Origin of the sequence: Bacillus badius NBRC 15713 (genome assembly GCF_001591605.1) — a bacterium.
In the GTDB taxonomy this organism is placed as follows: Bacteria; Bacillota; Bacilli; order Bacillales; family Domibacillaceae; genus Pseudobacillus; species Pseudobacillus badius.
This window is the reverse complement of the sequence record NZ_BCVF01000030.1, coordinates 1-25705: the sequence shown is the minus strand read 5'-3', so window position 1 is coordinate 25705 and position 25705 is coordinate 1. Positions and strand designations below refer to the sequence as shown.

At 44.6% G+C, this 25705-nt stretch carries 16 protein-coding genes and 2 riboswitches; of the genes, 14 read left to right on the top strand and 2 right to left on the bottom strand.

From position 1 onward, the window contains the following. Positions 1 to 61 precede the first annotated feature (61 nt). The 6 genes from BBA02S_RS14325 to BBA02S_RS14300 all read left to right on the top strand — a co-directional run bounded on the left by BBA02S_RS14325 (position 62) and on the right by BBA02S_RS14300 (position 9598). Positions 62 to 1150, top strand: coding sequence for a C45 family autoproteolytic acyltransferase/hydrolase (locus BBA02S_RS14325; RefSeq protein ID WP_052477412.1), 1089 nt, complete (start codon positions 62 to 64; stop codon positions 1148 to 1150). A gap of 24 nt (positions 1151 to 1174) precedes the next feature. Further along, complete coding sequence (locus tag BBA02S_RS14320; RefSeq protein WP_041114408.1) at positions 1175 to 2452, top strand: NAD(P)/FAD-dependent oxidoreductase; 1278 nt, start codon at positions 1175 to 1177, stop codon at positions 2450 to 2452. Positions 2453 to 2716: 264 nt separating this feature from the next. Beyond that, a complete protein-coding gene (locus BBA02S_RS14315) occupies positions 2717 to 4087 on the top strand; it encodes a putrescine aminotransferase (RefSeq protein WP_197072551.1) in 1371 nt (456 codons plus the stop codon). 122 nt (positions 4088 to 4209) lie between these two features. After that, the gene (locus tag BBA02S_RS14310) at positions 4210 to 5730 is read left to right on the top strand and encodes an aldehyde dehydrogenase family protein (RefSeq protein ID WP_231557224.1); all 1521 of its coding nucleotides are present in this window, start codon (positions 4210 to 4212) and stop codon (positions 5728 to 5730) included. A 303-nt stretch (positions 5731 to 6033) separates the two neighbouring features. Next, positions 6034 to 7596, top strand: a complete 1563-nt coding sequence (locus tag BBA02S_RS14305; RefSeq protein ID WP_041101334.1) for a bifunctional GNAT family N-acetyltransferase/carbon-nitrogen hydrolase family protein — start codon at positions 6034 to 6036, stop codon at positions 7594 to 7596. Positions 7597 to 7771: 175 nt separating this feature from the next. Then, positions 7772 to 9598: a sigma-54-dependent Fis family transcriptional regulator gene (locus BBA02S_RS14300; protein WP_041101332.1), complete on the top strand. Its 1827-nt coding sequence runs from the start codon at positions 7772 to 7774 to the stop codon at positions 9596 to 9598. 59 nt (positions 9599 to 9657) lie between these two features. Here the strand turns inward: BBA02S_RS14300 and shc are convergent, their stop codons facing one another. Then, the gene (gene shc, locus BBA02S_RS14295; RefSeq protein ID WP_041114409.1) at positions 9658 to 11535 is read right to left on the bottom strand and encodes a squalene--hopene cyclase; all 1878 of its coding nucleotides are present in this window, start codon (positions 11533 to 11535) and stop codon (positions 9658 to 9660) included. Positions 11536 to 11627: 92 nt separating this feature from the next. On the opposite strand from shc, the gene BBA02S_RS14290 reads away from it, so the two are divergent. After that, positions 11628 to 12785: a DUF2515 family protein gene (locus BBA02S_RS14290; protein WP_041114410.1), complete on the top strand. Its 1158-nt coding sequence runs from the start codon at positions 11628 to 11630 to the stop codon at positions 12783 to 12785. A gap of 249 nt (positions 12786 to 13034) precedes the next feature. After that, positions 13035 to 14993, top strand: coding sequence for a lipoteichoic acid synthase (ltaS, locus tag BBA02S_RS14280; protein WP_041101326.1), 1959 nt, complete (start codon positions 13035 to 13037; stop codon positions 14991 to 14993). A gap of 94 nt (positions 14994 to 15087) precedes the next feature. Here the strand turns inward: ltaS and BBA02S_RS14275 are convergent, their stop codons facing one another. Next, positions 15088 to 15540, bottom strand: coding sequence for a hypothetical protein (locus tag BBA02S_RS14275; RefSeq protein ID WP_041101324.1), 453 nt, complete (start codon positions 15538 to 15540; stop codon positions 15088 to 15090). Positions 15541 to 15814: 274 nt separating this feature from the next. Between BBA02S_RS14275 and BBA02S_RS14270 the strand changes: the two genes are divergently transcribed. The 6 genes from BBA02S_RS14270 to BBA02S_RS14245 all read left to right on the top strand — a co-directional run bounded on the left by BBA02S_RS14270 (position 15815) and on the right by BBA02S_RS14245 (position 25320). Then, positions 15815 to 17251: a nicotinate phosphoribosyltransferase gene (locus tag BBA02S_RS14270; protein WP_231557225.1), complete on the top strand. Its 1437-nt coding sequence runs from the start codon at positions 15815 to 15817 to the stop codon at positions 17249 to 17251. Continuing rightward, entirely contained in the window at positions 17248 to 18075 is an 828-nt protein-coding gene (gene nadE, locus BBA02S_RS14265) for an ammonia-dependent NAD(+) synthetase (RefSeq protein WP_041101320.1), read from the top strand. Before BBA02S_RS14270 ends, nadE begins: the two co-directional genes overlap by 4 nt. A 319-nt stretch (positions 18076 to 18394) precedes the next feature. Continuing rightward, positions 18395 to 19786, top strand: coding sequence for an alanine/glycine:cation symporter family protein (locus tag BBA02S_RS14260; RefSeq protein WP_041101318.1), 1392 nt, complete (start codon positions 18395 to 18397; stop codon positions 19784 to 19786). Between the two features lie 67 nt (positions 19787 to 19853). Continuing rightward, complete coding sequence (locus tag BBA02S_RS14255) at positions 19854 to 21530, top strand: M20/M25/M40 family metallo-hydrolase (RefSeq protein WP_041101316.1); 1677 nt, start codon at positions 19854 to 19856, stop codon at positions 21528 to 21530. A gap of 308 nt (positions 21531 to 21838) precedes the next feature. After that, a riboswitch (purine riboswitch) is annotated at positions 21839 to 21940 on the top strand. A gap of 97 nt (positions 21941 to 22037) precedes the next feature. Further along, positions 22038 to 23591, top strand: coding sequence for a glutamine-hydrolyzing GMP synthase (gene guaA / locus BBA02S_RS14250; protein ID WP_041101314.1), 1554 nt, complete (start codon positions 22038 to 22040; stop codon positions 23589 to 23591). An 82-nt stretch (positions 23592 to 23673) separates the two neighbouring features. Next, positions 23674 to 23775: riboswitch (purine riboswitch) on the top strand. A gap of 210 nt (positions 23776 to 23985) precedes the next feature. Further along, a complete protein-coding gene (locus BBA02S_RS14245) occupies positions 23986 to 25320 on the top strand; it encodes an NCS2 family permease (protein WP_041101312.1) in 1335 nt (444 codons plus the stop codon). The last annotated feature ends 385 nt before the right edge of the window (positions 25321 to 25705 follow it).

Sequence of the window (25705 nt, the reverse complement as noted above, 5' to 3'; positions counted from 1 at the left end):
AAATAGTAAGCGGCACGATGATTGATTTTAATTTTTAGAATATTTAGTTAGCGGTGATGAGATGATTAAAAAAATTTATTTGCAGGGCTCTTATCGGGAAATAGGCAGAAAACATGGGTCAGAAGGGAAAAGAGAAGTGCTGAACAGCCTGGAAACCTACGAAACGCTTTTCTATGACTACAGCCAGATCCGCTGGAAAGAAGCAAGGGAGCTGGCGCTGAAGCACATCGAGGCAATTTCCCGGCATGACAGTGATTTAATTGAGGAGATGGAAGGGGTGGCTGCGGGAGCGGGCGTGGATTTTGAGGATATTTTAACTTTAAATGCCCGGAGTGAAATCGCATTATCCGGCCAATATACCCGGTTTGCGGATGGCTGCACAGCTATCGGGGTCATGCCTCCGGTCTCTTCTGATATTATCATCGGACAAAACTGGGATTGGAAGCCGGTCCAGTCGAAAAGTCTTCTGTACACGGAAATAGAACAGAAAGGCAAGCCGTCGATCCGCATGATAACAGAAGGCGGGATGATCGGAAAAATAGGCTGCAATTCCGCTGGCATTGGTGTTTGTTTAAATGCGCTGTTAACGGACAGAAAGTCGGACCGTCTTCCGGTGCATGTAGGCTTAAGGAGTGTGCTGAATTCTTTTACTTATTCGGAAGCCCTTTTAAAAATAGACAAAGGCGCTATCGCTTCTGCCGCAAATTTTTTAATCGGGTCAGCTGAAAACGAAAACGGCCTCGTGATGAACGTGGAGGTAAGTCCTGCTGGGATGGACGTAGAGGAAAGCGCGGACGGCTCTGTTGTACACACCAACCATATTTGTTCCCCGTTGATCCAATCATATATCACCGATCTGAATGATTCGATTGAGACCGATTCCATGATAAGGATGAAACGGGCACAGGATCTGATACGGCTGCACAGGGGCCAAAATACAAAAGTGAAAGAGGCCAACTTTAAAGAATGGCTGGCAGATCAATATAATTCTCCGGATTCTATCAACCACTTTAGCAATGAGAAGCTTCCTCCTCACAGACGAATGGAGACTGTTTTTTCAATTATTATGAATCTCTCATCAAAAAAAATGTATGTTTGTGCCGGGAAGCCTTCACAGGAGCCGTATATAGAAATGCAGCCGGAACGGTGAGCGGAAAGAAGGAAGGGGAAGCGTGTGAAGCAACTGTCGTTATGGGAAGCGACTGAAAAAGGGAGAAAACATCGGGAAAAGCTGGTAGGTGACCAGACATGTGAAGTGGTAATCGTTGGCGGGGGGTTTTCGGGGTTATCGGCAGCGTATCATTTACAGAAGCAGGGATACGAAACGGCTGTTCTGGAAAAAGGAAGGATTGGAAGCGGGGCGAGCGGAAAAAATGGGGGGCAAATACTGACTGGCTACGTGCTTTCTATGAGCAAGCTGATAAAAAAATACGGGCTGCCGACGGCCAAGCAAATGCTGCAACTGACATTGGATTCGATTGATTTAATTGAGGAGATTGTTAAAAAGAATAATATTTCATGCGGATTTCATCGAGAAGGGCATTTTCAAGCGGCCTATAAGCCGGCGCATGTAGAGTGGTTAAAAAGGGAACAAGATGTTCTGCAGCGCGATTTCGGCTACGAGGTCAAAATTATCGGGAAGCAAGAGATGCAGCAGGAATTAGACAGCTCTTTTTATACAGGAGGCAGCATTGATGACAAGAGCGCGATTTTTCATCCGTTGAATTATGCGCTCGCTTTAGCTAATCTGGCAGAGGAGCAGGGAGGCATCATTTATGAAGAAACAGAAGCTCTTCAACTTGCCAGGCGTCCCGATGGAAAAATTAAGGTAACCACAACTGAAGGCAGCCTAACAGCCGATCAAATTGTCCTTGTGACAAATGCTTATTCAGACGATCTGCACCCAGCAATCAGCCGATCAGTGATCCCGGTGGAAAGCATTATGATTGCGACGGAGCCGCTGCCGCCTGATTTGTTAAAGCGGTTAATTAAGAAAAACCGAGGGATATATGACACGAAAAACCTGCTGTATTATTTTCGAAAAACTGACGATCACCGTTTGGCGTTTGGCGGCTCAGGAAGAACGGCCGGCCGGCGGGAGGCCAAACAGCTGTTTTCGCAGCTGCATGACGGAATGATCCGGGTATTTCCGGATTTAAAAGAGTGTCGTATTGAGTATCAATGGAGCGGAAAAGTGGCGTTTACTAAAGAAAAGGTGCCTTATATCGGCCAGCTGGACGATGGCACTCATTTCGCCTTTGGGTATGCCGGGCATGGAGCAGCCATGTCGACGCTGATGGGAAAATTAATTGCTGCTAATGTCATGAAGACGGGGGAAGGAAAAAATCCGCTGGAGAAAACGGCTTTAACTCCTATTCCTTTTTATCACCAGCACGCCAAAGCCGTTAGCGTAATGAAGCATTATTACCGGCTGCTCGATAAGCTTTTTTAATACAGCATAACTGTCCGCATATGGGCAGTTTTTTTTGTTAATGAATAAATCGGTTTATCAATTTTGAGAAATATTTCTCGAAAATGAGAAAAAAGAAGAAAACGTCATAAAAGCAATCTAATTTTCGGCTGTTGTCATTAAAAATGCGGCAGGTTTCTCGAATATGAGAAAGAAGGGAGAAGAAAAACGCTGGTTTTACTTGCTTTGAAGGTTGGCACAGCAGTTGCATTAATAGAGAGGAAGGTATGAACATATAATGAGGGGATGAAAAAGATGAGAAAATCAAATGAAGAAGCACTTCAGATTGCGACCGAGATTTTAGAACTGATTGAGAGTGATTCACTGAGTGAGGAGCAAAAAGAGCAGATTATCGAGGACTCCATTTATAACTTTACCCATTTTGTCAACAAGGCGATCCTGAATCATCGGAAAGCGGCTTCTACTGATTTTTCATTTGTTGAGTGGGAGGATGAGAAAGCCATCTTCCGCGATACGAAAAACAGGGAGTTTATTGATTGCCTCGGAGGCTATGGGGTTTATTTGCTTGGGCATCGCCATCCGAAGGTCGTCAAGGCGGTGGAGGCTCAATTAAAACGATATGCTCTTCACAGCCAGGAATTGGTAGATCCGCTGCGCGGCTATTTATCGAAGCTTGTAGCCGCCATTACCCCAGGAGACATGCAGTACACCTACTTCACGAACTCAGGGGCTGAGGCGAATGAAATGGCTCTTAAATTAGCCCGGCTTTCCACAGGCAAAACCCATTTTATTTCCACTGTCAATGGATTCCATGGAAAAACGTTTGGCGCTCTTTCTTCATCCGGCAAGGCAGTATTCCGGGAACCGTATTTGCCGCTTGTTCCAGGATTTCACCATGTGCCGTTTGGTGACGCGGAGGCGATGGAAAATACGATTAAACAATTGGAAGCAACAGGAGAAAAAGTAGCCGGCATCATCGTAGAGCCGATTCAGGGAGAAGGCGGCATCAACATTCCGTCTGATGATTATTTTCCAAGGTTAAGAGAGATATGTGATGAACATGGCTGTTTATTGATTGTCGATGAAATTCAAACCGGAATGGGGAGAACAGGTACATTATTCGGCATTGATCACTGGAAGGTTGTGCCGGATATTATGACACTTGGCAAGGCCTTCGGCGGCGGAGTCATGCCGATTACCGCCATGGTCGCCCGTCCCCATGTCTGGAAGAAGATGGAGGAAAATCCATTCCTGCTTGGCTCTTCGACATTTGGCGGAAATCCTCTTTGCTGCGCCGGAGCCATTGCTGGAATTAAAACGATCTTAGAAGAGAATATTGTTGAACAAGCCCGGGAGAAAGGCGACTATATTTTAGAAAAATTAGCTGAGATTCAACAGCGCTATCCAGAGGTCATGGTTGCTGTCCGCGGAAAAGGATTGTTAATCGGAATGGAATTTGCGACAAATGAAATCGGTTTTGAGCTGGCGAAACGATTATTTAATGATCAGATCCTTGTGGGAGGCACGCTAAATAATGCAACGGTGATCCGCATTGAGCCGCCTGCTGTTATTACGTACGAACAGATAGATACCGTGATCGATGCAATTGACAAGCATGTGGCTCACCTTGCCCAAAAGCCGGCGGTGACGAGTTAATTTACCGCTCTTATTTGGAACATAGAACTTGCTATCAGGCTGATTGCGGGGGCTTCCTGACGAGGTAAGCAGCACAGCCTGAGGCTTTGTTTTAAATAAAGGAAGAAGGAGACAGATAGGCAATGAGCCAAATCGAAAAAGCTATAAAAATCGGGGCGTGGATGGATGAGGAGAATGTCAGAAAGTTATATATAAACGGCGAATGGATCAAGCCGGTTAATGGAGGAACCATGCCCGTTATTAATCCAGCTACCGGCGAGACGATTGCGGAAGCAGCGGCAGCCACGGAAAAAGATACTGAAAAAGCGATTCGTGCGGCGCGAACTGCCTTTGATCAAGGCAGCTGGCGCTCTGCCTCTGCCCATCAGCGGGCTGCCCTCTTGATGGAATTAGCCGCTAAAATTGAAGAGCATCAAGAAGAGTTTGCCCAAATGGAAACAGCCAACAACGGCAAAACATTAAAGGAAGCCCGGGGGGATGTGGCAGAGGCAGTCAAAACATTCCGGTATTATTCGGGATTGGCGACGAAGCCTTCGGGAGAAACCTTTGAGACTGAAGCGCCCCTCGTTTCCCGGGTGGTGAGAGAGCCGATCGGAGTGTGCGGACAAATTATTCCGTGGAATTATCCGCTGTTGATGGCCGCTTGGAAGCTGGCGCCAGCGCTTGCTGCCGGCAACACGTGTATCTTAAAGCCTTCGGAACTCACGCCGCTTACCGCTATCCGCCTATTTGAGCTTATAGATGAAACCGGCTTTCCGAAGGGAGTTGTAAATTTGATCAATGGGACCGGTCTGAGCGCCGGACACCCGCTTGTGACCAGCCCCCTAGTAGACAAGATTGCTTTTACAGGCGGTACCGTTACCGGAAAAAGAATAATGAAGGAAGCAGTAAGCAACTTGAAAAAGGTGTCCCTCGAATTGGGCGGAAAATCACCGAATATCATTTTTGCCGACGCTGATTATGAAAGCGCTTTAGATTATGCCGCATTTGCCATTTTTAACAATTCTGGGCAGGTGTGTTCAGCTGGCTCCCGTTTGCTGGTAGAAAGGAGCATTTATGACCGCTTCGTACAGGATTTAACAGAAGCAGCTCAAAAAATCCGTGTCGGTAACGGTGCCGATCCCGCTTCGCAAATGGGACCGGTCATCAGCAAGCAGCACATGGAGAAAATAGAAAAGTATATCGCCATTGGCCGCCAAGAAGGGGCCAAGCTTGCCTGTGGAGGCCGCCGCCTGCTGGATCAGGGACGTGACAGAGGCTATTTTATCGAGCCGACTATATTTATAGATGTTGATCCGCAGGCAACTGTCGCCCGGGAAGAAATCTTTGGTCCTGTTCTCTGCGTCCTTCCTTTTGAGACAGAAGAAGAGGCGCTGGGCCTCGCCAATGATTCTCCTTATGGTTTAGCCGCAGGAATTTTCACATCGGATAGCGCCAAGGCTGAGCGGATGGCCAAATCCATCCGGGCTGGAGTGACATGGATTAATACGTATGAACAAAACCTGGTGGAGGGGCCTTGGGGCGGTTATAAAGAAAGCGGGCTCGGAAGGGAGCTCGGCACGTACGGATTTGAGGAATATACGGAGGTCAAGCAAATTATTAACACATTAAAGGTCGAGCCGACAGGCTGGTTTGCCGACTAATGGAGATTGGAAGAATATAAGAGATGAGAAGGGGCTCTTTTTTGCAGCAGACATCTGTAAAAGGAGCCTCTTCTTTCCTCGTCCGCCTGGCAGGAGCACGCCCTTGTGCTAAAAAAGCTGGAATAAAGTCAAAGAGTGAGGCATACGCATTGAATGAGGAAGTGTAGGCAAAACCGCTGTTCCGTTCAATTCGTAATGGGACAGGCTCTGCAACTGCAAACAAAACTCATTCATAAGGAGGCAGCCGGGTGCGGGCGGAAGCATCAGCCTTATCTCCCGGTTTAAAAAGAAAGGGCGGTTTCTATGCCAGGTAAAAAACTATCAAACTTTGATAAGAAAATCATTGTCCGCAACATTCGATCAGATGACTTTCCTGAAATTATCGAGTTATCCAAGATTGCTTTTCCGCAAATGGAGCCTTGGGAAGTGCAGCATTTAGAGAGCCATCTGAAAATATTCCCAGAAGGCCAGTTTTGTGTGGAGTATGGCGGGCGAATTATCGGTTCGTGTTCAAGTTTGATTGTGGATTTTGAAGAGTATGATGACGATCATAGTTTTGATGAGATCACAGATGATGGATTTATAAGAAATCATGATCCGAACGGCTTGCATTTATATGGGATTGATGTGGCTGTGCATCCGGATTTTCGGGGGATGAAAATAGGCCAGCGGCTGTATGAGGCAAGGAAGCAGCTGTGCAGGGAAAGAAATTTAAAAAGCATTATCATCGGCGGAAGAATTCCTAATTACAGCAAGCATGCGGATCGGTTAACGGCCAGGGAGTATGTAGACGAAGTAATGAAACAAAACCTGTACGATCCCGTTCTCACCTTTCAGATGATGAATGGCTTTGTACTGAAAAGGGTGAACGCTAATTATTTATTGGATGATCAAGCGTCGTTGAAAAACGCCACATTAATGGAATGGTACAATGTCGACTATTTGCCGAAAGCTCAGCATCATTATAAACGGTCTTTCCCGGTAAGAATTTCTGTCGTGCAATATATGATGAAGCAAATCCATTCCTTTGAGGATTTTGCGAGCCAGTGTGAATACTTTATTGACGCCAGTGCCAATTTCCGATCGGATTTTGCTGTTTTTCCAGAGGCTTTTACGATGCAGCTTTTATCCTTTCTCGGAGAGGATATCCCCAGCTTGCAGGTAAAGAAGCTCACCAGTTTTACAGAACAATATATCCGGACATTTACGGACCTTGCGATTAAGTATAACGTCAATATTGTTGGCGGCTCTCATTTTGTAGAGGAGAATCATTCGATTTACAACATTGCTTATTTGTTCCGGCGCGATGGTACGGTGGACAGGCAGCGCCAAATTCATATCCCGGCCGATGACCGCAAATGGTGGGGTATCCAGCCGGGCAATGATATCCATGTGTTTGATACTGATTGTGGGAAAATCTCAATGTTAATCAGCTATGATATTTTATTTCCCGAGCTGGCGCGCATCGCTGCTGATAAGGGAGCCCAAATTATTTTCACTCCCTTCTCAACAGAGGATCAGCAAGGCTATTTAAGAATCAGGTATTGCTCGCAGGCACGGGCCATTGAGAACCAAGTGTACACGGTTATTGCGGGTACGGCCGGAAATTTAACTCATGTGCCTCATATGGACGTACAGTACGCGCAATCAGGCATTTTTTCGCCATGTGATTTCACTTTTCCGGAAAAGGGCGTGGTCGGTGAGTGCAACCCGAACATTGAAACCATCATCGTTGGGGAGGTCGACTTGGAAACGCTGCGAAGAAGCCGGAATATCGGTACAGTCACACCAGTGAAAGACAGGCGAAGAGAGCTTTATGATCTGGAAAGCAAAAAGCTGGCAGTCATGGAAATAGAGCAAGCATAGCTGATTGCGCCTATCTGTAAAAAGGAGCCGAATCCAAAGATTGTGTTTCATGACCTTTGGAGACAGCTCCTTTTTGAGGGAAGGCCATACATATTCCAACCAGGCCCTTAAGAGGATTTCTTCATTGAAAAGAGAAGTTAGTCAGTATGAATTCCTAATGAACAGGAGTGAGGGCGTGACTTTTTTACAAGGGATACAGGAGCTGGTTCAACAGGTGGCTGATGCTATATCAGCTGCATTGAAGGTGGAAGCGGAAATAGTGGATGAAACGATGACTGTCATGGCTGGCACAGGAGAATGCCGAAAGCGGGTCAACACCAAAGAAGAAGGAGGAAAAAAGGAAGCCGGCTATGTATATGGGCGCGTACTCATTACAAAACAGGCTTTTGTCGTCGAAGATGCCCGCAATGATCCGATGTATGATCCGCTCGTTGACACGGGAGAGCTGGAGGAAGTGGCGGAAATTTGCTGCCCAATTCTGTATAAAGAGAAGGCAATTGGAGTCATTGGGTTATTGGCATTTAACCAAGAGCAACATAGCCGCCTCATTAAGAATAAACAGCAAATGTTAAACTTTTTGTGGCGCATGTCTGAACTGATAACTGGGAAAGTAGCTGAAAAAGAAGCTGCCAATCAATTGCTCTTAACAAAGAATAAATTAAACACTATTTTAGAATCAATTCAGGACGGCATTCTTGCGATTGATCATTGCGGAACCGTTACCCATTGCAATTCTACCGTCGAACTGCTTTTGGATACTCCAAAAGGTCAACTGGTGGGCAAGCCGCTGAAGCAGCTTTTGCCGGAGTCGCCGATGCTGTCTGTCTTAGAATCGGGCAAGGGATACACGGAAAAAGAAGAGATCTATCAAACACCTAAACAACATTTCCATTTTGTTGTCACAGCCACCCCCATTTTCAATCAGAATCATATTTATGGAGTTGTCGCTTCCATTCGCAAAATGTCAGATGTCAGAAAGCTGGCCTATTCGTTGACCGCAGGGGAGCTCGATTTATCCTTTGCTGAAGTAAAGGGAAAAAGTAATATGATCAAAAGCTTAAAGCAGCAAGCGATGAAAGTGAGCAATAGCCATTCTAATATTTTACTCACGGGCGAGAGCGGCACCGGAAAAGGGGTATTTGCCATGGCTATTCACAATGCCAGCAATAGAGCCTCAGGTCCTTTTATCTCTGTTAATTGCGGCTCTATTCCGGAAACCTTGCTTGAGAGCGAATTGTTCGGCTATGCCAAAGGAGCGTTTACCGGCGCTAATAAGGAAGGGAAAATCGGCAAGTTCGAGATGGCCGACGGCGGCACTATTTTTTTAGACGAGATTGGCGATCTTCCCTTGCATTTGCAGGTCAAGCTTTTGCATGTGCTTCAGCATAAAAAGGTAGAGCGGGTAGGCGGGGGACAGCCCCTGCCAGTTGACATTAAAGTAATTGCTGCCACGAATCAAAACCTGGAGAAAATGGTGAAGGAAGGAGAATTTCGGGCGGATTTATATTTCCGGTTAAACGTCATTCCGCTTTATTTGCCGCCGCTTCGCGAGAGGAAAGTGGATATTCCTATTTTAATGAATCATTTTCTGTCTAAGCACACGGCTTCTTTGCGAAAGAATATTTATGGGTTTGATCCGCATGTGATTGAGTTGTTTCAAAATTATAATTGGCCTGGGAATGTACGAGAGTTGGAAAACGCCGTGGAATATGCAGTGAATATGGAACAGTCCAACCGTATTACGGTTCAGAGTGTGCCGGGACGGATACTTGAACAAAAAAATATCCCTTCTGAGCCTTCTTCCCTGAAAGCGATGCTGAGCCTTCATGAAAAGGAAATTCTGCAGGATATGCTAAGAAAGTATGGGCATTCAGTAAAGGCAAAAAAGCAGATTGCTGCCCAGTTAAATATCAGCCTTGCCACCTTGTATCGGAAGCTGGAAGAGCACGGCTTGCAAAGCGCTTCTTTTCCGGCGGGCTACTCCCCTTTCACGCATACTTGAAGAAGCAGCCAAACAAGACCGCCGGCGGTTTTGTTTGGCTGCCAAGCAGGACAGCACCATCAGCCGAATTTTCTTTTGTAATGGGCCAAGGCGAGAAGAGGAAAGATATAGCGGTAGCTGTGATAGTGAATATAAAAGCCGCCAGCCATTCCTTGGCCAGCAGGATAATCTATCGTCCAATCGTTTTTATGGAAGGAGCGGAGCAAGTAAGAAAGGCCAGCCCGGATTTCCTTAGTCGGCTTATCAGCGGCTGCAATCAGGGCATCAAGCGCCCAAGACGTATGGATTAAGGTGCTGGAGCCAAGCGGGATATACGTGCGCTTGATGTCGCTTGTACAAGATTCTCCCCAGCCGCCATCTTCATTTTGAATTCGGCATAGCCAGTGGACTGCTCGTTGGATCACTGGTGTTTGTGTGCCTGTTCCAGCTACTTTTAAACCTGTCATCGCTGCCCATGTCCCGTAAATATAGCAGATGCCCCATCGGCCGTACCAGGAACCATCTGTTTCCTGATTCTCTATCAGCCAGTCAGTTCCTTTTTTAAGGAGGCTGTGTTTTTTCTGCACGTTGGTATAGCTGCCGAAAAACTCAAGTGTTCTTCCTGTTAAGTCTGCGCTGCTCGGATCCGTCAGTAAAAATCGCGCGCCTTCAATAGGGAGGAAGTTAAATAATTTCTTGTTGATGTTTTTTTCGAAAGCCGGCCAGCCGCCGTCTGTATTTTGCATGGACATGGTCCAGCCAACTCCTCTTTTCCATGATTGATAAACGGTCGAAGAGCTGTTGACCAGAGAGGCGAGCGACCTTAGAGCGGCTGTTGTATCATCCACATCCGGATTCATTGTATTGATATTGGAGAAGCCCCAGCCGCCGGGAAAGGCATTTGAATTGTGAAACACCCAGTCTCCATATTTATATTGCTGCCTTCTTAGCAAATACCGGTTTGCTGTTTGAATGACGGGATCAGATGGAGAAACTTCGGCTTCTTGCAGAGCGTAGCTAATTAAAGCTGTGTTCCACACAGAAGCTGTTGTGTACTGGATATGCGGATGGCCGCCGATTGTGCATTTCATCGATTTTAAGCCGGCCACCGCCTCCAGAATGACCGGGTCGCTTTTGGCATAGCCGAGTGACAGAAGAGCAAAGATCATCAAGAAAGTAGAGCTGAAATAGCTGTAAAGCGTGCCATCGGGCTCGATATGATCAAGCATGTATTGTTTCGCCCGCTGCACCGCCGCTGAATGGATAGAGTGGGGCAGTCGCGGCAAATGCCTGATTTCGTTCTCCATAGCTGCACGAAGCTTTTGGATTTCCCGGTTGTCCGGCCAGTGAAAGCTGTCGTCAGATCTGGAGATGAACAAGTCAGAGAGGTCAGGGCTTTTCTTTGTTTTCTTTTTGTATTTTTTAGTAGCCACAACCAGGATAGGAATCAGATTGGCTCTGCCGAACACGGACAAGTCGTAGAGATTGACTGGGAACGAAAAAGGCAAAAGAACGGCTTCAATTGGGATGGGGAAACAAGGAGGCCAGCGGTATTGGCCGGTCAAAGCAAACATGATTTTCGCCAGCATATGGGTGTTTTCGATTCCGCCCTTGGCGCGGATGAATGTTTTGGCGGCCTGCAAGCGTGCGTCTCCTTTGGCAACATAGCCAGAATAAAGAAGAGCATAATAGGCCTCTGCTGTTGCGGTCACATTGCCATCCTTTTCATCCTGAAAAAGCTTCCATGCACCGTTTGTGGCCTGTCTGCTCAAGATTCTTTCTGCTAATCCGCGAATCAACTCTTCATCATTTATCCCTAAGGTCCTTAATAGAATAATCATATAAGCATCTGTGGAAATGCCCGTTTCGAATGGATAAGCCCACGAACCATCCGCTGTCTGCGACCGTTTGAGCTGTTCAGTTATTTGAGCCATCAGATCGTTTACACGCAACTTCATCGATGCATCATCCCCTCAGGTAAACACATTTTTTCTATACATATTCTTTTCGGGAAAAAGAATTCTTTCAAGTTGAAGGCTGGCGGAGGTGAATGGTCATTTTTTTTCCAAAAAAGAAGAACAAAAATCCGCTGACGGCCGCTCTTGCGGAAATTAAAGAGGATTGCAAGAAAAGACTTCAAGCTGTACCTATGCCGGGAGAGAAAAGTCTTTCAAGAGAAGAACAGAAGCTGCTTCGGAACATCCGCTCGGAAACAGAACGGCTTAATGCAAATAACATCACGCGGACAAAAGCCTATTTAGACTTTTATTGGATGTACCCGGAAATTCACTGGGCGTTTCTTGCCCATATGATCTCCCGGAATGGGGGATGGAATATGACTGACTTAAGAGGAGAGCTTCATTCGCGCCTTTTAAATGAAGAGAAGCGGCAAGCTTTCTTCAGTTTTCTGGAACGGGGCAACTGGCTCATCTTTCAAGATGCTTATCCGCAGCTGTTATTATTTATGGAAAGCAAAAGGAGGAGCAAAAGCTTATTTTACTTATTGCCTTATTTGAATGTGTCGACATTTATGGAAGTAATATGGAACTACTATTGGCGAAAGGGCGGTTCTGTTTTTCTCACTTTTGCCCTCATTATTAACGAACAAAGCTATTTGGAGCAAAGGGTGATTCAAGATCCGCTGTTCAAGGAGCGAGTTTTTCAGACGTTAGCATTCGTTGTTCAGGATCTTCTGTCCGCCAGTCATCTGCTCTTTCCGTTTGATGCCGGTCCTCAAACAGAAAGAACGGGGCTGATCGGGCTGACGCTGCATCACTTTTCCTCCCTGCATGAACGGATTAGATTGGGAAAGCAGCTGTACCGCTTGCTTTTCCAAGACAAAAGCCAGCTAGGGAAGGTGGTCAATTGGGCCGCCCGCCATCGCCATACCGGATCACGAAAAGATTATTGGCCGTATCTGTTTAACGATGTCAATGAAGATCTTCCGGGTTCAGTCTTTACAAAACGGCTTCAGGCTTGCCGGCTAAGGGAAGGGGCCGCCCGGCTGTACAGTCCTAGTCTGGCATTCGCCTGGGCAAATGCCAGACACTCTCCGGCGGAGCCTGGGGATTGGTTTGAGCATTTAGCAGTGATTGATTATTTGCAGGAAGAACATGAAGAGATCAATGGAGAGATTACTGATGAATATTGTAAAACACTTGAAACGCTCCAGCTTGCCGCAGCTGCCAAAAAAGCGATTTTCAGCTGATGGGGATATTTTTAAATCGGATGAATAAATTGAAGAGGCGGGAGAGGCCGCTGTTCATATTAGCAGTTGGCCTTGCTATGCCAGTTGTGGAAAAAGAAGGTGATTTAGTTTTTGAGCATATTATAGTTGACTTTTTTTCCCACGCTCCCTATTATGTATTATGTTCATTTTTATTTCGGGAATCAAAGTTTTGACGAATAGCAGATTTCCATCTTAATAGTATTTAGATAGAACAGGGGTGAAAAGAAAGTGAAGAAAGCAATGAATAAGGAATTGTTTTCTCTTAGCAAGCCGATGGGGTTCTTTTCATTGGCTGTCATTCTCCTTTGGCTTAAAACATACGCAGCTTATCAAATAGAATTTGATCTTGGCATCGATAACGTCATGCAGAAATTTTTGCTGTTTATTAACCCGATCAGCTCTGCAGTCCTTTTCCTCGCCTTCGCTCTTTTTGCCAAGGGAAGAAGATCGTTTATATGGATGATTATTATTGATTTTCTATTATCTTTCTTGCTATATGCGAATATCGTATATTATCGCTTTTTTACCGATTTCATTACATTGCCGACGCTTACCCAAACGGATAATGCAGGTGATTTAGGAAAAAGCATTGGTGCTTTGCTGCATCCATATGATTTTATTTATTTTCTTGATACGGTCCTTTTAATCGGGCTGCTGCTTTCTAAGTATGTGAAGCCGGAGCCGATCAAGTTAAAAGGGCGTCAAGTAGGAGCGGTTTTTTTAACAGCTATTATTCTCTTTGCTGTCAACTTGGGACTGGCAGAAACAGACCGTCCGCAGCTGTTAACGAGAACATTTGACCGCAACTACCTGGTGAAGTATTTAGGAATGTACAATTACACCATTTATGATGCTGTCCAAAGCTCAAAAGCTTCTACGCAGAGAGCGCTGGCAGACAGCAGCGACATCACAGAAGTGGTCAACTTCACTAATTCGCTTTATGCTCAGCCGAACCCGGAGTATTTCGGGAAAGCGAAAGGGAAAAATGTCATTTATATTCATCTGGAATCGCTGCAAAACTTCATTATTGATTACAAGCTGAACGGAGAAGAAGTAACGCCGTTTTTGAATTCATTGGCGCATGATCAGAATACCTTTTATTTTGATAACTTCTTCCATCAAACCGGCCAGGGGAAAACATCAGATGCTGAATTTATGCTGGAAAACTCCTTGTTCGGCTTGCCGCAAGGCTCCGCTTTTTCAATGAAGGGACATAACACCTATCAGGCGGCACCAGCTATTTTAGGACAGCAAGGATATACGTCTGCTGTATTTCACGGCAACAAAAAATCCTTCTGGAACCGCGATGAAATTTACAAGTCATTAGGCTTCAATCAATTTTTTGATTCCAGCTACTACGATATGAATGAAAAAGACGTCTTGAACTACGGGTTGAAGGACAAGCCGTTCTTTAAAGAATCAACCCCATTGCTTGAAACAGTCAAGCAGCCGTTTTATGCGAAGTTTATTACACTGTCGAACCATTTTCCCTTCCCGATGAGCCAAGAGGAAGCATCGATTGAACCTCATCATACGGGCGATAAATCAGTAGATGGTTATTTCCAAACCGCCAGATATTTGGACGAAGCGGTGGAGGAGTTTGTTGCTTACCTGAAGAAATCGGGGCTGTATGACAACTCAGTGATTATTATGTACGGAGACCATTACGGCATTTCCGATAATCATAACAAAGCCATGTCTGTGGTAACAGGCAAGGAAGTAGGCAAGTTTGAAAATGCCCAGCTTCAGCGGGTGCCGCTGTTTATTCATGTGCCTGGCGTCAAAGGCGGGGTGCAGCACCAATACGGCGGACAAATAGACTTGTTGCCAACGCTTCTTCATTTATTAGGAATTGATACGAAGCCGTATGTGCAGATGGGGACGGATTTATTGTCGCCGCAGCATAATGAAGTCGTGCCGTTCCGCAATGGAGATTTTATCAGCAAGGACGTAACAGCTATCAATGATAAGTATTACAGCACAGAAACCGGCGAAGAAATAGAAGAAACAGAAGAGCTGAAGAAGCAAGCAGAAATCGTTGGGAAAAAGCTCCGTCTTTCAGATAAAGTGCTGAATGAAGACTTGCTGCGCTTCTATACGCCGCAGGGCTTTACACCGGTCGATCCGTCAGACTATGACTATACGCATCGCCCAGATAACGAAAATAAGGCGGCAGAAACTAAATAATTGACCTCTTGAGAACGATCAGCAGCTGGTTTGAAAATAAAGCCGGATATCTTCTCATGAAAAATAAAACGATTCCGGTGAGACCGGAATCGTTTTATTTTTTCTTTCTTGAATATAAAAAGACTTCTTCCGCAAGGTCATGAATAAATCTTGCGCCTACTTCTCTATTCAGGTATTTAAGCTCAGCCGCAATTTTAATAATGAAAATACACTTTTCCGAAGATGGATGAATAAGAGACAACACCGTATTGACGGCAATCAGGAATTCTTTGTAATCGTTGCCCTTCCCTTCGTAAATAACAAAGCCTTCTGTTTCAACCGGCTGGAAATCAGAATCTTTGTCCATCGGGACATCGGCGTGGATAACAGAAAACGAATAGGCTGGCGGCTGCAGTTCAGGCCTATCGATTTTATAAAGAGCTTTGGCCTGCTTAATTAATTGTTTTATTTTTTTATCTTTAAACGATTGTTTTAGCTGTTCAATATAGAGTTCGTCTGAAAGGCTTTCATCCGGGCTATTCCAGCATATCAATAGCTTTTCATTCATATTGATTTCTTCTCCCTTTACTTTTTCTACTAGTCTTATACCCACTTTTTCTTGGGAGAGACCTGTTCAGGTAAAGCTGAATAAAAAAGTATAAACCACTGCTTAAAAGAATACCAATGTTTGGGACAACTGACAAATGAAAGGGTAAAAACAGCTGTATAAAGATTGAAGAAGCGGGAATCGTGGTAACATAACCGATAAAGGGGCGATGAAGGTGACACGTTTATTTACAGATGACAGTCTATCGTTGCATACAGACTTGTATCAAATTAATATGGCCTATACGTATTGGAAAGATGGCATCCATGAAAGGAAGGCTTTGTTTGATCTGTTTTTCCGAAAAATGCCCTTTGAAAATGGCTATGCCGTATTTGCAGGGCTGGAAAGAGCTGTCCATTATCTAAGGAACCTCCAATTTACAGAGAGTGATATTAGCTATTTGCGCAGTATCGGTGAGTATGACGAAGCCTTTCTGCAATATTTGAGGAAGTTAGAATTTACAGGAAGCCTTCGTTCGATGAGAGAGGGAGAGCTTGTCTTTGCCAACGAACCCCTCATTCGGGTAGAGGCGCCGCTTATTGAAGCACAATTAATTGAAACAGCGCTGCTTAATATCATTAATTTTCAAACGTTAATTGCCACAAAAGCTGCCCGCATCAAGACGGTGTGCGGAGAAGATGCCGTCATGGAATTTGGGACAAGGCGGGCCCAGGAAATGGACGCTGCAATTTGGGGCACGCGCGCCGCCTATATTGCCGGTTTTGACGCTACGAGCAATGTTCGTGCCGGGAAGCTGTTTGGCATTCCGCCAGCAGGCACACATGCTCATGCGATGGTTCAAGCGTATCGGGATGAATATACAGCGTTTCGCAAGTATGCGGAATCGCACAAGAATTGTGTTTTCCTGGTGGATACGTACGATACATTAAAATCAGGTGTTCCCAATGCCATCCAAGTTGCTAAGGAAATGGGCAGTCAAATTCGTTTTATGGGGATTCGCCTTGACAGCGGCGACCTTGCTTATTTGTCCAAGGAGGCGAGAAAGCAGCTGGATGAGGCGGGCTTCCATGAGGCAAAAATCGTTGCCTCCAATGACCTTGATGAATACACCATTTTAAACTTAAAGGCGCAAGGCGCCAGGATCGATACATGGGGCATAGGCACCAAAGTGATCACAGCCTTTGATCAGCCGGCTTTAGGCGCGGTTTACAAGCTGGTCTCCATTGAAAATGAACGCGGAGAACTTGAGGATACGATTAAAATTTCCGGCAATCCCGAAAAGGTGTCTACGCCCGGCAAGAAGCGCGTCTACCGGATTATCAGCCGGACAAGCGGCAAGTCTGAAGGCGACTATATTGTGTTGGACGACGAAAAACCGGAGGAACAGGAGAAAATTAAAATGTTTCATCCCGTCCATACGTATATCTCCAAGTTTGTCACAAATTTTGAAGCGCGTGATCTGCATGAAGACATTTTCGTTTCAGGTGAATTTGTGTATGAATTGCCGACATTAACAGCTATCCGTGAATATTTAAAGAGCAGCCTTGGGCTGTTGTGGGACGAGTATAAACGAATTTTGAATCCGGAGGCCTATCCAGTCGACTTAAGCGAAAAATGCTGGAATAATAAAATGGAGCTTATTCAGAAAGTAAAAGAGCAAACAGAGAAAAGATTAAAGCAGCGACAACTTGAGGAGGAGAATAATGAATGACAGATTTACAGCAGCAGATCATTGAGGAACTGAAAGCAAAGCCAGTGATTGACCCGCAGGAAGAAATCAGAAAGAGCATTGATTTCATGAAAGACTACGTAAAAAAACATTCTTTTCTTAAAGGATTTGTTCTCGGAATATCCGGAGGCCAAGACTCTACTCTTGCCGGGAAGCTGGCACAGATGGCGGCCGATGAGCTGAAGGCTGAAACTGGATCAGAAGACTACAAGTTCTATGCGGTCCGACTTCCAAATGGCGTGCAAAAGGACGAAGAGGATTGCCAGGATGCTCTCGATTTTATCCAGCCTGACGAAACGCTTACTGTGAATATCAAGGCGGCCGCAGATGCAAGCGAACAAGCATTAAAAGCAGCAGGCATCACACTTTCCGATTTTGCTAAAGGCAATGAAAAAGCGCGGGAACGAATGAAAGCTCAATATAGCATTGCCGCGATGAAAAATTGCGTTGTTCTGGGAACGGATCATGCAGCGGAAGCAATCACCGGCTTTTTCACAAAGTACGGAGACGGAGGCTCCGACCTGGTTCCGCTTTACCGCTTAAATAAGCGGCAAGGCCGTCAAATGCTGAAAGCTCTCGATTGTCCCGAGCATTTATATACAAAAGTGCCTACGGCTGATTTGGAAGAGGACCGGCCCATGCTTCCTGATGAAGCGGCTCTTGGGGTGTCTTATGAATATATTGATGACTATCTTGAGGGAAAAGAAGTGCCGGAAGCTGCAAAAGAGCGCATTGAACAATTATATTTAAATTCGCGTCACAAACGGCACTTGCCAATTAGCATTTTTGATGACTTTTGGAAATAAAGCAGGGATGGAAAAGGCATCAGGGAAATAAATTTCCCTGATGCCTTTTTATGTCGTCTGCTTTCAGAGAAGGGGGAGGTCCTTTTTTACTGGGCAGCCGTTATGTTATTTACTGTAAAATAATTATGCTTTTTTTGTTTCTATCCGCAAGTATATTTTGCGCAAAAAATAAAAGCGCTTTCTTTATGCGCAAAATATTCTATAATTGGAGGTGTAATTATAAGTTTGTTCTTTTTTTCCTGCAATTTTTACGAAATTCTAAGGAATGGGTGGAATAGACAAAGTATTTCCACAAAGATGAACAATGAGGGGGAACGATATGAAGAACTTTGAAGAATTAGTGGCTTCAGTAACGAATTGGATTTGGGGACCTCCCATGATGCTGCTGTTGTTAGGCGGCGGTCTTTTTTTAACGGTCCGTTTAGGCTTTTTCCAATTTCGTTATTTGCCGCACGTGATGAAAGAAACATTTGGCAAAATTTTCGTGAAAGATGATGCGCCAGGCTCAGTCACGCCTTTCCAAGCGACGACCTCTGCGCTTGCCTCTACGATAGGCGCTGCCAATATAGTTGGGGTTCCGGTGGCAATCGCTCTAGGAGGACCAGGAGCTATTTTCTGGATGTGGGTCGTTGCGATGATCGGGATGGCTTCTAAGTATTCTGAGGTTGTACTTGGTGTTAAATACCGTACAAAAAATGAAGAAGGAGAATGGGTAGGCGGCCCGATGCATTATATTGAAAAGGGGCTTGGCTGGAAACCGGTAGCTGTATTTTTCGCATTTTTCTTAATGATTGAAATTGTGGCAAGTACGATGGTTCAATCCAATTCTCTATCCCAAACAGTGGAATCTTCATTTAATATTCCGCCGCTGGCGACGGGGATTATTGTTCTTGTATTAGTAGCTTTAGTGACGCTGGGCGGTATTCAGCGCATTGGTTCTGTCACAGAAAAATTCATTCCATTGATGGTAGGTATTTATCTAGTAAGCGCTCTCATTGTTTTAGGTGCTAACGTAACTGAAATTCCTGCTGCTTTTGCCTTGATTTTCAAATCGGCATTCGCTCCGATTTCAGCTGCTGGAGGATTCGCCGGCGCCGGAGTCGCAGCTGCAATTCGCTGGGGACTGGCACGCGGCATCTATTCGAACGAGGCAGGGATGGGAACAGCACCAATCGCTCATGCCGCTGCTAAAACAGAGCATCCGGCGAAGCAAGGCTTGTGGGGGATTTTCGAGGTAATTGTGGATACGCTTGTTGTTTGTACGATGACGGCTCTGGTCGTTCTCACATCAGGAGCTTGGCAAGATGTAACGGCAGACAAAGCATCCACTATGGTCGTAACAGCTTTATCGAATGTGGTAGGTACAGGAATAGCTGGAACACTGATTTCAATCTGTTTATTCTTCTTTGTTTTATCAACGGTTGTTGTGATTGTGTTTTACGGAGAGAAACAAGCGGAGTATTTATTCGGCCTGAAATTTTCCAAAATTATGCGATTTGTGTATTTAGCGGCTATTATTGCCGGAGCGGTTGGCGGATTGCAATTCATCTGGCAGTTCCTTGATTTAATGCTTGCTATGATCGTTTTGCCAAACGTGATCGCTTTACTATTCTTGAACGGAGAAGTAAGAGAGCTTACCAAAGATTATATTAACCGCTATATTAAAAAAGAGAACAAAGAACAAGAACAAACACACAGCGTAGGAAAATAACAAGATCCGTCTTGTAACGATTAAAAAGAATTCGGGCTTTGAAAACATCATGGAAAGGTTGATCGTTATGTATGATGAATTAAAACATTTATCTGTGCAGGAGCAAGTAGAGAAATTAACAAGAACATTGGTTGGCATCCCAAGCATTAACGCTTCAGAGGGCGGCGAGGTAGCAGTAGCCGATGCTATTTTAGATATTTTGCGTTCTTACCCGTATTTTCAAGAGAATCCAGCGCTTGTTTGGGAGCAAACGGCCATCAATGATGCTTTAAACAGAAAAAATGTTTTTGCATTTGTCAAAGGCGGTATCAATGCAAAACAGACGATTGTTTACCATGCTCATATTGATACGGTCGGGATTGAAGATTTTGGTGCGTTGCGTCCTCATGCGTTTGATCCGGATTATCTCCAAAGCTTCTTTAAAGGGTTTGAGCAGGATGCGGATGTTCAAGCGGATGCGCAGTCCGGTGACTGGATGTTCGGACGCGGTTCGGTTGATATGCAAAGCGGCGCGGCGGTTCATTTAGCTAACCTTCTTTATTTCACAGAGCATCGCGACGAACTGCCAGGCAACTTACTCGTCATGTTTAACCCGGATGAGGAAAGCCAGCACGCTGGAGTGAAAAGTGCGGTATTCGAATTGGAGCGCTTAAAGAATGAATGGGGCTTGGAATATGTAGCAGCCATTAATAATGATTTCATTACGCCGCAATATGATGGAGATACAACAAGATATATTTATACAGGAGCCGCTGGCAAAATCCTTCCGAGCTTTTATATTTATGGAAGGGAAGCTCACGTCGGAGACACATTGCAAGGGGTCGATCCGAATTTCATCGCAGCTGAACTAACAAGAAGAATTCACAATAACGTGGAGCTATGTGAAAACATTCCAGATGAAATGGTGCTGCCGCCGACATGTTTATTCCAGCGGGATAATAAATTCACCTACAACGTCCAAACAGCAACGAGCAGTTATCTATACTTTAACTATTTCCTCTACCGTGATTCTGCGGCTGATGTCATGCAAAAGCTGCGTCAGATTACTGCTGAAGCTTGCCAGGAAATCACACAGTATTTGTCAAGCCAGTACGAGCAGTACCTGCATCGCTCAGGCCTTCCTCGCAAGCACTTGACTTGGGATATTGAAGTCGTGTCTCTTGAAGAATATAGCAGAGACTTAAAGAACAGAGGGATTGATGTAGAGGCGGTATGCGCAAAGGTGACAGAAGAGCACAAAATGCTTGACGTCCGGATGATTGCCTTTAAAATTGTTGAAGTGCTGAATGAAATGGACCCAATTAAAAAACCGCGTGTCGTGTTATTCTTTGCTCCTCCATATTTGCCTCATAACTTCCTTCGGGAGGATAATCTGGCAGAGCAGGCGATTTTAACAACGATGAAGCAGGTGCTTGAAAAAGCGCAGCAAGAAAGCGGCGAAACATTTGAAGTGAAAAAGTTCTTCCCTTATCTGGCGGATGGCAGCTACCTATCCATCCATGAAACGAATGAAGAACTGCAAAGCTTGTTGAATAACTTGCCGAACGTGGGCAATCTTTATACGCTGCCAGTTGAAGAAATCCGCCGTTTAAATATTCCTTCTATCAATATGGGCGTATATGGGAAAGACGGCCATAAGTGGACGGAAAGGGTATATAAGCCTTACTCCTTTGGCGTTTTGCCAGGTCTGATTCGTGAAACAACGATCAGCCTGCTGAATAATGTACCAGTCAAAGTCAATTAACGAATGCATAAAAAGCCAGGTTCCTCCTTTGCCGTTGTATACATAGCGGCAAAGGCTCCTGGCTTTTTATGATCATTTATGCATTTTGTGCTTAGAAATGAAATTGCGGGCATCCTAACCATGGACGCATCATCAAGATGGAGACATTCCGGAGAAATGCTTCTATGAAAAGCCATCCAAGGCAGGCAAAATTGGAAGGACAGCAAAAAAGCGGTTACACATCGAAAAGGTTTTTTACTGAATATTTAATTAACAACAGAACAGCTTGACCGCCGTGGTTGATAGATATAAAATGAGTTAAAATTAGCTCGAATAATCCATGTCTCCTTCATATATTTTCGATAATATGGTTCGAAAGTTTCTACTAAATCACCGTAAATGATTGGACTATGAGGGCAGATTCTTTTTGTAAACAACTAGAATTCTGCTTTCAGCGCTGAAAGGATTCTAGTTTTTATTTTATGTACATCGAGCAGTATCTTATTGCACAACAGAGGAGTGGAAAGAGTGACAGGAAAACCGGAATTACATAACCAGGAAATGATTCTAGTTTTAGACTTTGGCAGTCAGTACAATCAATTAATTACCCGCCGTATCCGGGAGTTTGGCGTGTACAGTGAACTTCATCCGCATACAATTACTGCAGAAGAAGTAAAAGAAATGAACCCGAAAGGCATCATTTTTTCCGGCGGACCAAATAGCGTTTATTCGGAAACTGCCTTTCATTGTGATGAAAAGATCTTTGAATTAAATATTCCTATTTTTGGCATTTGCTACGGCATGCAGCTGATGACGAAGCATTTTGGCGGAAAAGTCGAGCCTGCTTCACACCGTGAGTACGGAAAGGCCGCTATTCAAGTGAAAAACGAAACGGCTCTCTTTAAAGGGCTGCCGGCTGAACAAGTCGTTTGGATGAGTCATGGCGATTTAGTCACAGCTGCTCCTGAAGGTTTTTCTGTTGATGCTGTTAACCCTTCTTGTCCGATCGCTTCTATGAGCAACGAAGAAAAGAAGCTTTACGCGGTACAATTCCATCCGGAAGTAAAACACTCTGTCTATGGCCTTGAATTATTGAAAAACTTTGTGTTTGAGGTATGCGGCTGCAGAGGCGACTGGTCGATGGAAAACTTTATTGAAGTTGAAATGGAAAAAATCCGCCAAGTAGTCGGTGACAAAAAAGTACTGTGCGCTTTAAGCGGCGGAGTGGACTCTTCTGTCGTGGCTGTACTGATTCACAAGGCGATTGGTGATCAGCTGACATGTATTTTTGTGGATCATGGGCTGCTGCGCAAAGGTGAAGCGGATAGTGTAATGGAAACCTTTGCTCAAGGATTTAATATGAACGTTATCAAGGTAGATGCCAAGGATCGCTTCTTGAACAAATTAAAAGGTGTATCTGACCCTGAGCAAAAACGTAAAATTATCGGCAATGAATTTATTTATGTGTTCGATGATGAAGCAACTAAGCTCGAAGGCATTGATTTCTTAGCTCAAGGAACGCTTTATACTGACATTATTGAGAGCGGCACAGCTACAGCTCAAACGATCAAATCCCACCATAATGTGGGCGGGCTGCCTGAAGATATGCAGTTTAAGTTAATCGAGCCGTTAAATACCCTGTTTAAAGATGAGGTTCGTGCTCTTGGCACAGAGCTTGGTATTCCTGATCATATCGTTTGGCGTCAGCCATTCCCGGGACCAGGTCTTGGCATTCGTGTATTGGGAGAGATCAGCGAAGAAAAGCTGGAAATTGTTCGTGAATCTGATGCGATCCTGCGCGAAGAAGTTCGTCTTAATGGTTTGGAAAGGGAGATTTGGCAATACTTCACTGTGCTGCCCGATATTCGCAGCGTAGGTGTTATGGGGGATGCCCGTACGTATGATTATACGATTGGCATTCGTGCAGTAACGTCTATTGACGGCATGACTTCTGATTGGGCACGTATCCCTTGGGATGTTCTTGAAAAAATTTCTACACGTATTGTTAATGAAGTGCCGCACGTAAACCGCGTAGTTTATGACGTTACAAGCAAGCCGCCTGCTACAATCGAGTGGGAGTAAAGGCGAATAAAAAATAAAAAAATACAATAAATGTTCGTGTTCTTCTTGACCGATGGTAAGAAGACCGATAAAATGAGAGAGAATTAAATCTTTATGTTTTCTTCGTATAATCTTGGGGATATGGCCCAAAAGTTTCTACCGAGCTGCCGTAAATAGCTTGACTACGAGGTGCAAACAGATAGATATTTCTCTGTCGTTTCGTATCCTAGTCACGCTTCGGACGCTTTTGTCCGAAGCGTTTTTTCGTTTAACGGCAATTCTGAGGATAAAGCATGCCGATATCTATGGATTTATGCAAAGGAATGATTTTGCGGATTTCCAGTGAAGCTTAATGAATAAAGAAAGAAATCTGATGCTTGCACTTATTCTGAGGGAGAAGAGAAGGGAGATTATCATGAAAAAGTTTTTTCAGTTTGAAGAGCTGGGAACAAATTATCGCCGGGAATTTATCGGCGGCTTAACAACATTTTTGTCCATGGCTTACATTCTTATTGTGAATCCAGTGACGCTGTCGTTAAAGAATGTGCCGGATTTGCCAGATGCTATGAGAATGGATTATGGGGCTGTATTTGTAGCAACGGCGGTTGCAGCAGCGATCGGTTCTTTGCTCATGGGGCTGCTGGCAAAATATCCAGTTGCTCTGGCGCCTGGTGTGGGGTTAAATGCCTTTTTCGCCTATACGGTTGTTTTAACATATGGTGTTCCTTGGCAAACAGCATTGGCTGGCGTCTTATTTTCTGGGCTGTTCTTTATTTTGCTCACGCTATCAGGCTTGCGTGAAAAAATTATTAACTCCATCCCAACGGAGTTGAAGCTTGCTGTAGGAGCGGGAATTGGGCTGTTCATCACCTTTATCGGATTTCAAAACGCGGGAATTATTATTAATAATGATGCTGTGCTTGTAGGGCTCGGCGATTTAACTGCTGGCAATACATTGCTTGCTATCTTCGGGATCATAATTACAGTGGTGTTAATGACAAAAGGAGTCAATGGCGGTATTTTTATTGGGATGATTATTACCGCAATAGTCGGGATGATGGCTGGCCTGATTGAATTGCCAAAGCAGATCATCGGAACAGTGCCAAGCATTGAACCCACTTTCGGCGTGGCGTTAGAAACAATTTTTCAATCGCCATCAGAGATTTTTACGATTCAAATGCTGGTCGTTGTCTTGACCTTCTTGTTTGTAGACTTTTTTGATACAGCGGGAACGCTTGTGGCTGTCGCTAACCAAGCCGGCTTAATGAAAGGAAATAAATTGCCTCGTGCCGGAAAAGCGCTTTTTGCTGATTCATGTGCCACTGTGATCGGCGCTTTACTTGGAACGTCGACAACGACTTCTTATATTGAATCTTCTGCCGGGGTGGCTGCTGGTGCCCGGACAGGTTTTGCTTCTGTTGTTACAGCCGGGTTTTTTCTATTATCATTGTTGTTCTTTCCTCTGCTGGAGGTAATTACGGCACCGGTAACTGCACCCGCATTAATCATTGTCGGTGTGTTGATGGTGTCAGCCCTTGGGCAAATTGACTGGTCAAGGTTTGAAATAGCCGTTCCGGCATTTTTAACCATTATTGCGATGCCGCTCACATACAGTATTGCAACTGGGATTGCTATCGGCTTCATTTTCTATCCGATTACAATGATCACAAAAGGGAGAGGGAAGGAAATCCACCCGATCATGTATCTATTGTTTATTATCTTTGTGCTGTATTTCGTTTTCTTAGTTTAAGCTTATAGAGAGGCTGCCCTATGCAGGGCAGCCTTTTTTGCTTCGTTAAAGGATAAAAGTTAACAAGAAAATTTCCCTTCAATAAATAGGCCGAAAAATCAAGGTAAGCAGATTAAGTGGAGAAGAGGAGAAATCCCTCTGCTGCTCAGCATCCTTTTTGGTTTGAAAGCGAAAGAGCTGCAAGCCATCACTAAAGGTTGAATTTTATTTTTATAAAAGAGTTGACGGTTTTGATAACACCTGATATAGTATTAAGAGTCGCTAAGGAAATAAGTTAGCGAAGCTGAAAAACACTTTCAAAAAGTTTTAAAAAAACTTTTGACAAACGAAAGTGAATGTGTTAAATTAATAAAGTCGCCATTGAGGCGGCGCAAGAAAATTGATC

What these genes read in the sequence shown, in the direction of transcription:
- BBA02S_RS14310 (WP_231557224.1), top strand. Translation starts at nt 4,210, where the DNA reads ATGAGCCAAATCGAAAAAGCTATAAAAATCGGGGCGTGGATGGATGAG.
- nadE (WP_041101320.1), top strand. Translation starts at nt 17,248, where the DNA reads ATGACAGATTTACAGCAGCAGATCATTGAGGAACTGAAAGCAAAGCCA.
- BBA02S_RS14270 (WP_231557225.1), top strand. Translation starts at nt 15,815, where the DNA reads ATGGCCTATACGTATTGGAAAGATGGCATCCATGAAAGGAAGGCTTTG.
- BBA02S_RS14305 (WP_041101334.1), top strand. Translation starts at nt 6,034, where the DNA reads ATGCCAGGTAAAAAACTATCAAACTTTGATAAGAAAATCATTGTCCGC.
- BBA02S_RS14245 (WP_041101312.1), top strand. Translation starts at nt 23,986, where the DNA reads ATGAAAAAGTTTTTTCAGTTTGAAGAGCTGGGAACAAATTATCGCCGG.
- BBA02S_RS14260 (WP_041101318.1), top strand. Translation starts at nt 18,395, where the DNA reads ATGAAGAACTTTGAAGAATTAGTGGCTTCAGTAACGAATTGGATTTGG.
- BBA02S_RS14315 (WP_197072551.1), top strand. Translation starts at nt 2,717, where the DNA reads ATGAAAAAGATGAGAAAATCAAATGAAGAAGCACTTCAGATTGCGACC.
- BBA02S_RS14255 (WP_041101316.1), top strand. Translation starts at nt 19,854, where the DNA reads ATGTATGATGAATTAAAACATTTATCTGTGCAGGAGCAAGTAGAGAAA.
- BBA02S_RS14290 (WP_041114410.1), top strand. Translation starts at nt 11,628, where the DNA reads ATGGTCATTTTTTTTCCAAAAAAGAAGAACAAAAATCCGCTGACGGCC.
- BBA02S_RS14275 (WP_041101324.1), bottom strand. Translation starts at nt 15,540, where the DNA reads ATGAATGAAAAGCTATTGATATGCTGGAATAGCCCGGATGAAAGCCTT.
- BBA02S_RS14325 (WP_052477412.1), top strand. Translation starts at nt 62, where the DNA reads ATGATTAAAAAAATTTATTTGCAGGGCTCTTATCGGGAAATAGGCAGA.
- shc (WP_041114409.1), bottom strand. Translation starts at nt 11,535, where the DNA reads ATGAAGTTGCGTGTAAACGATCTGATGGCTCAAATAACTGAACAGCTC.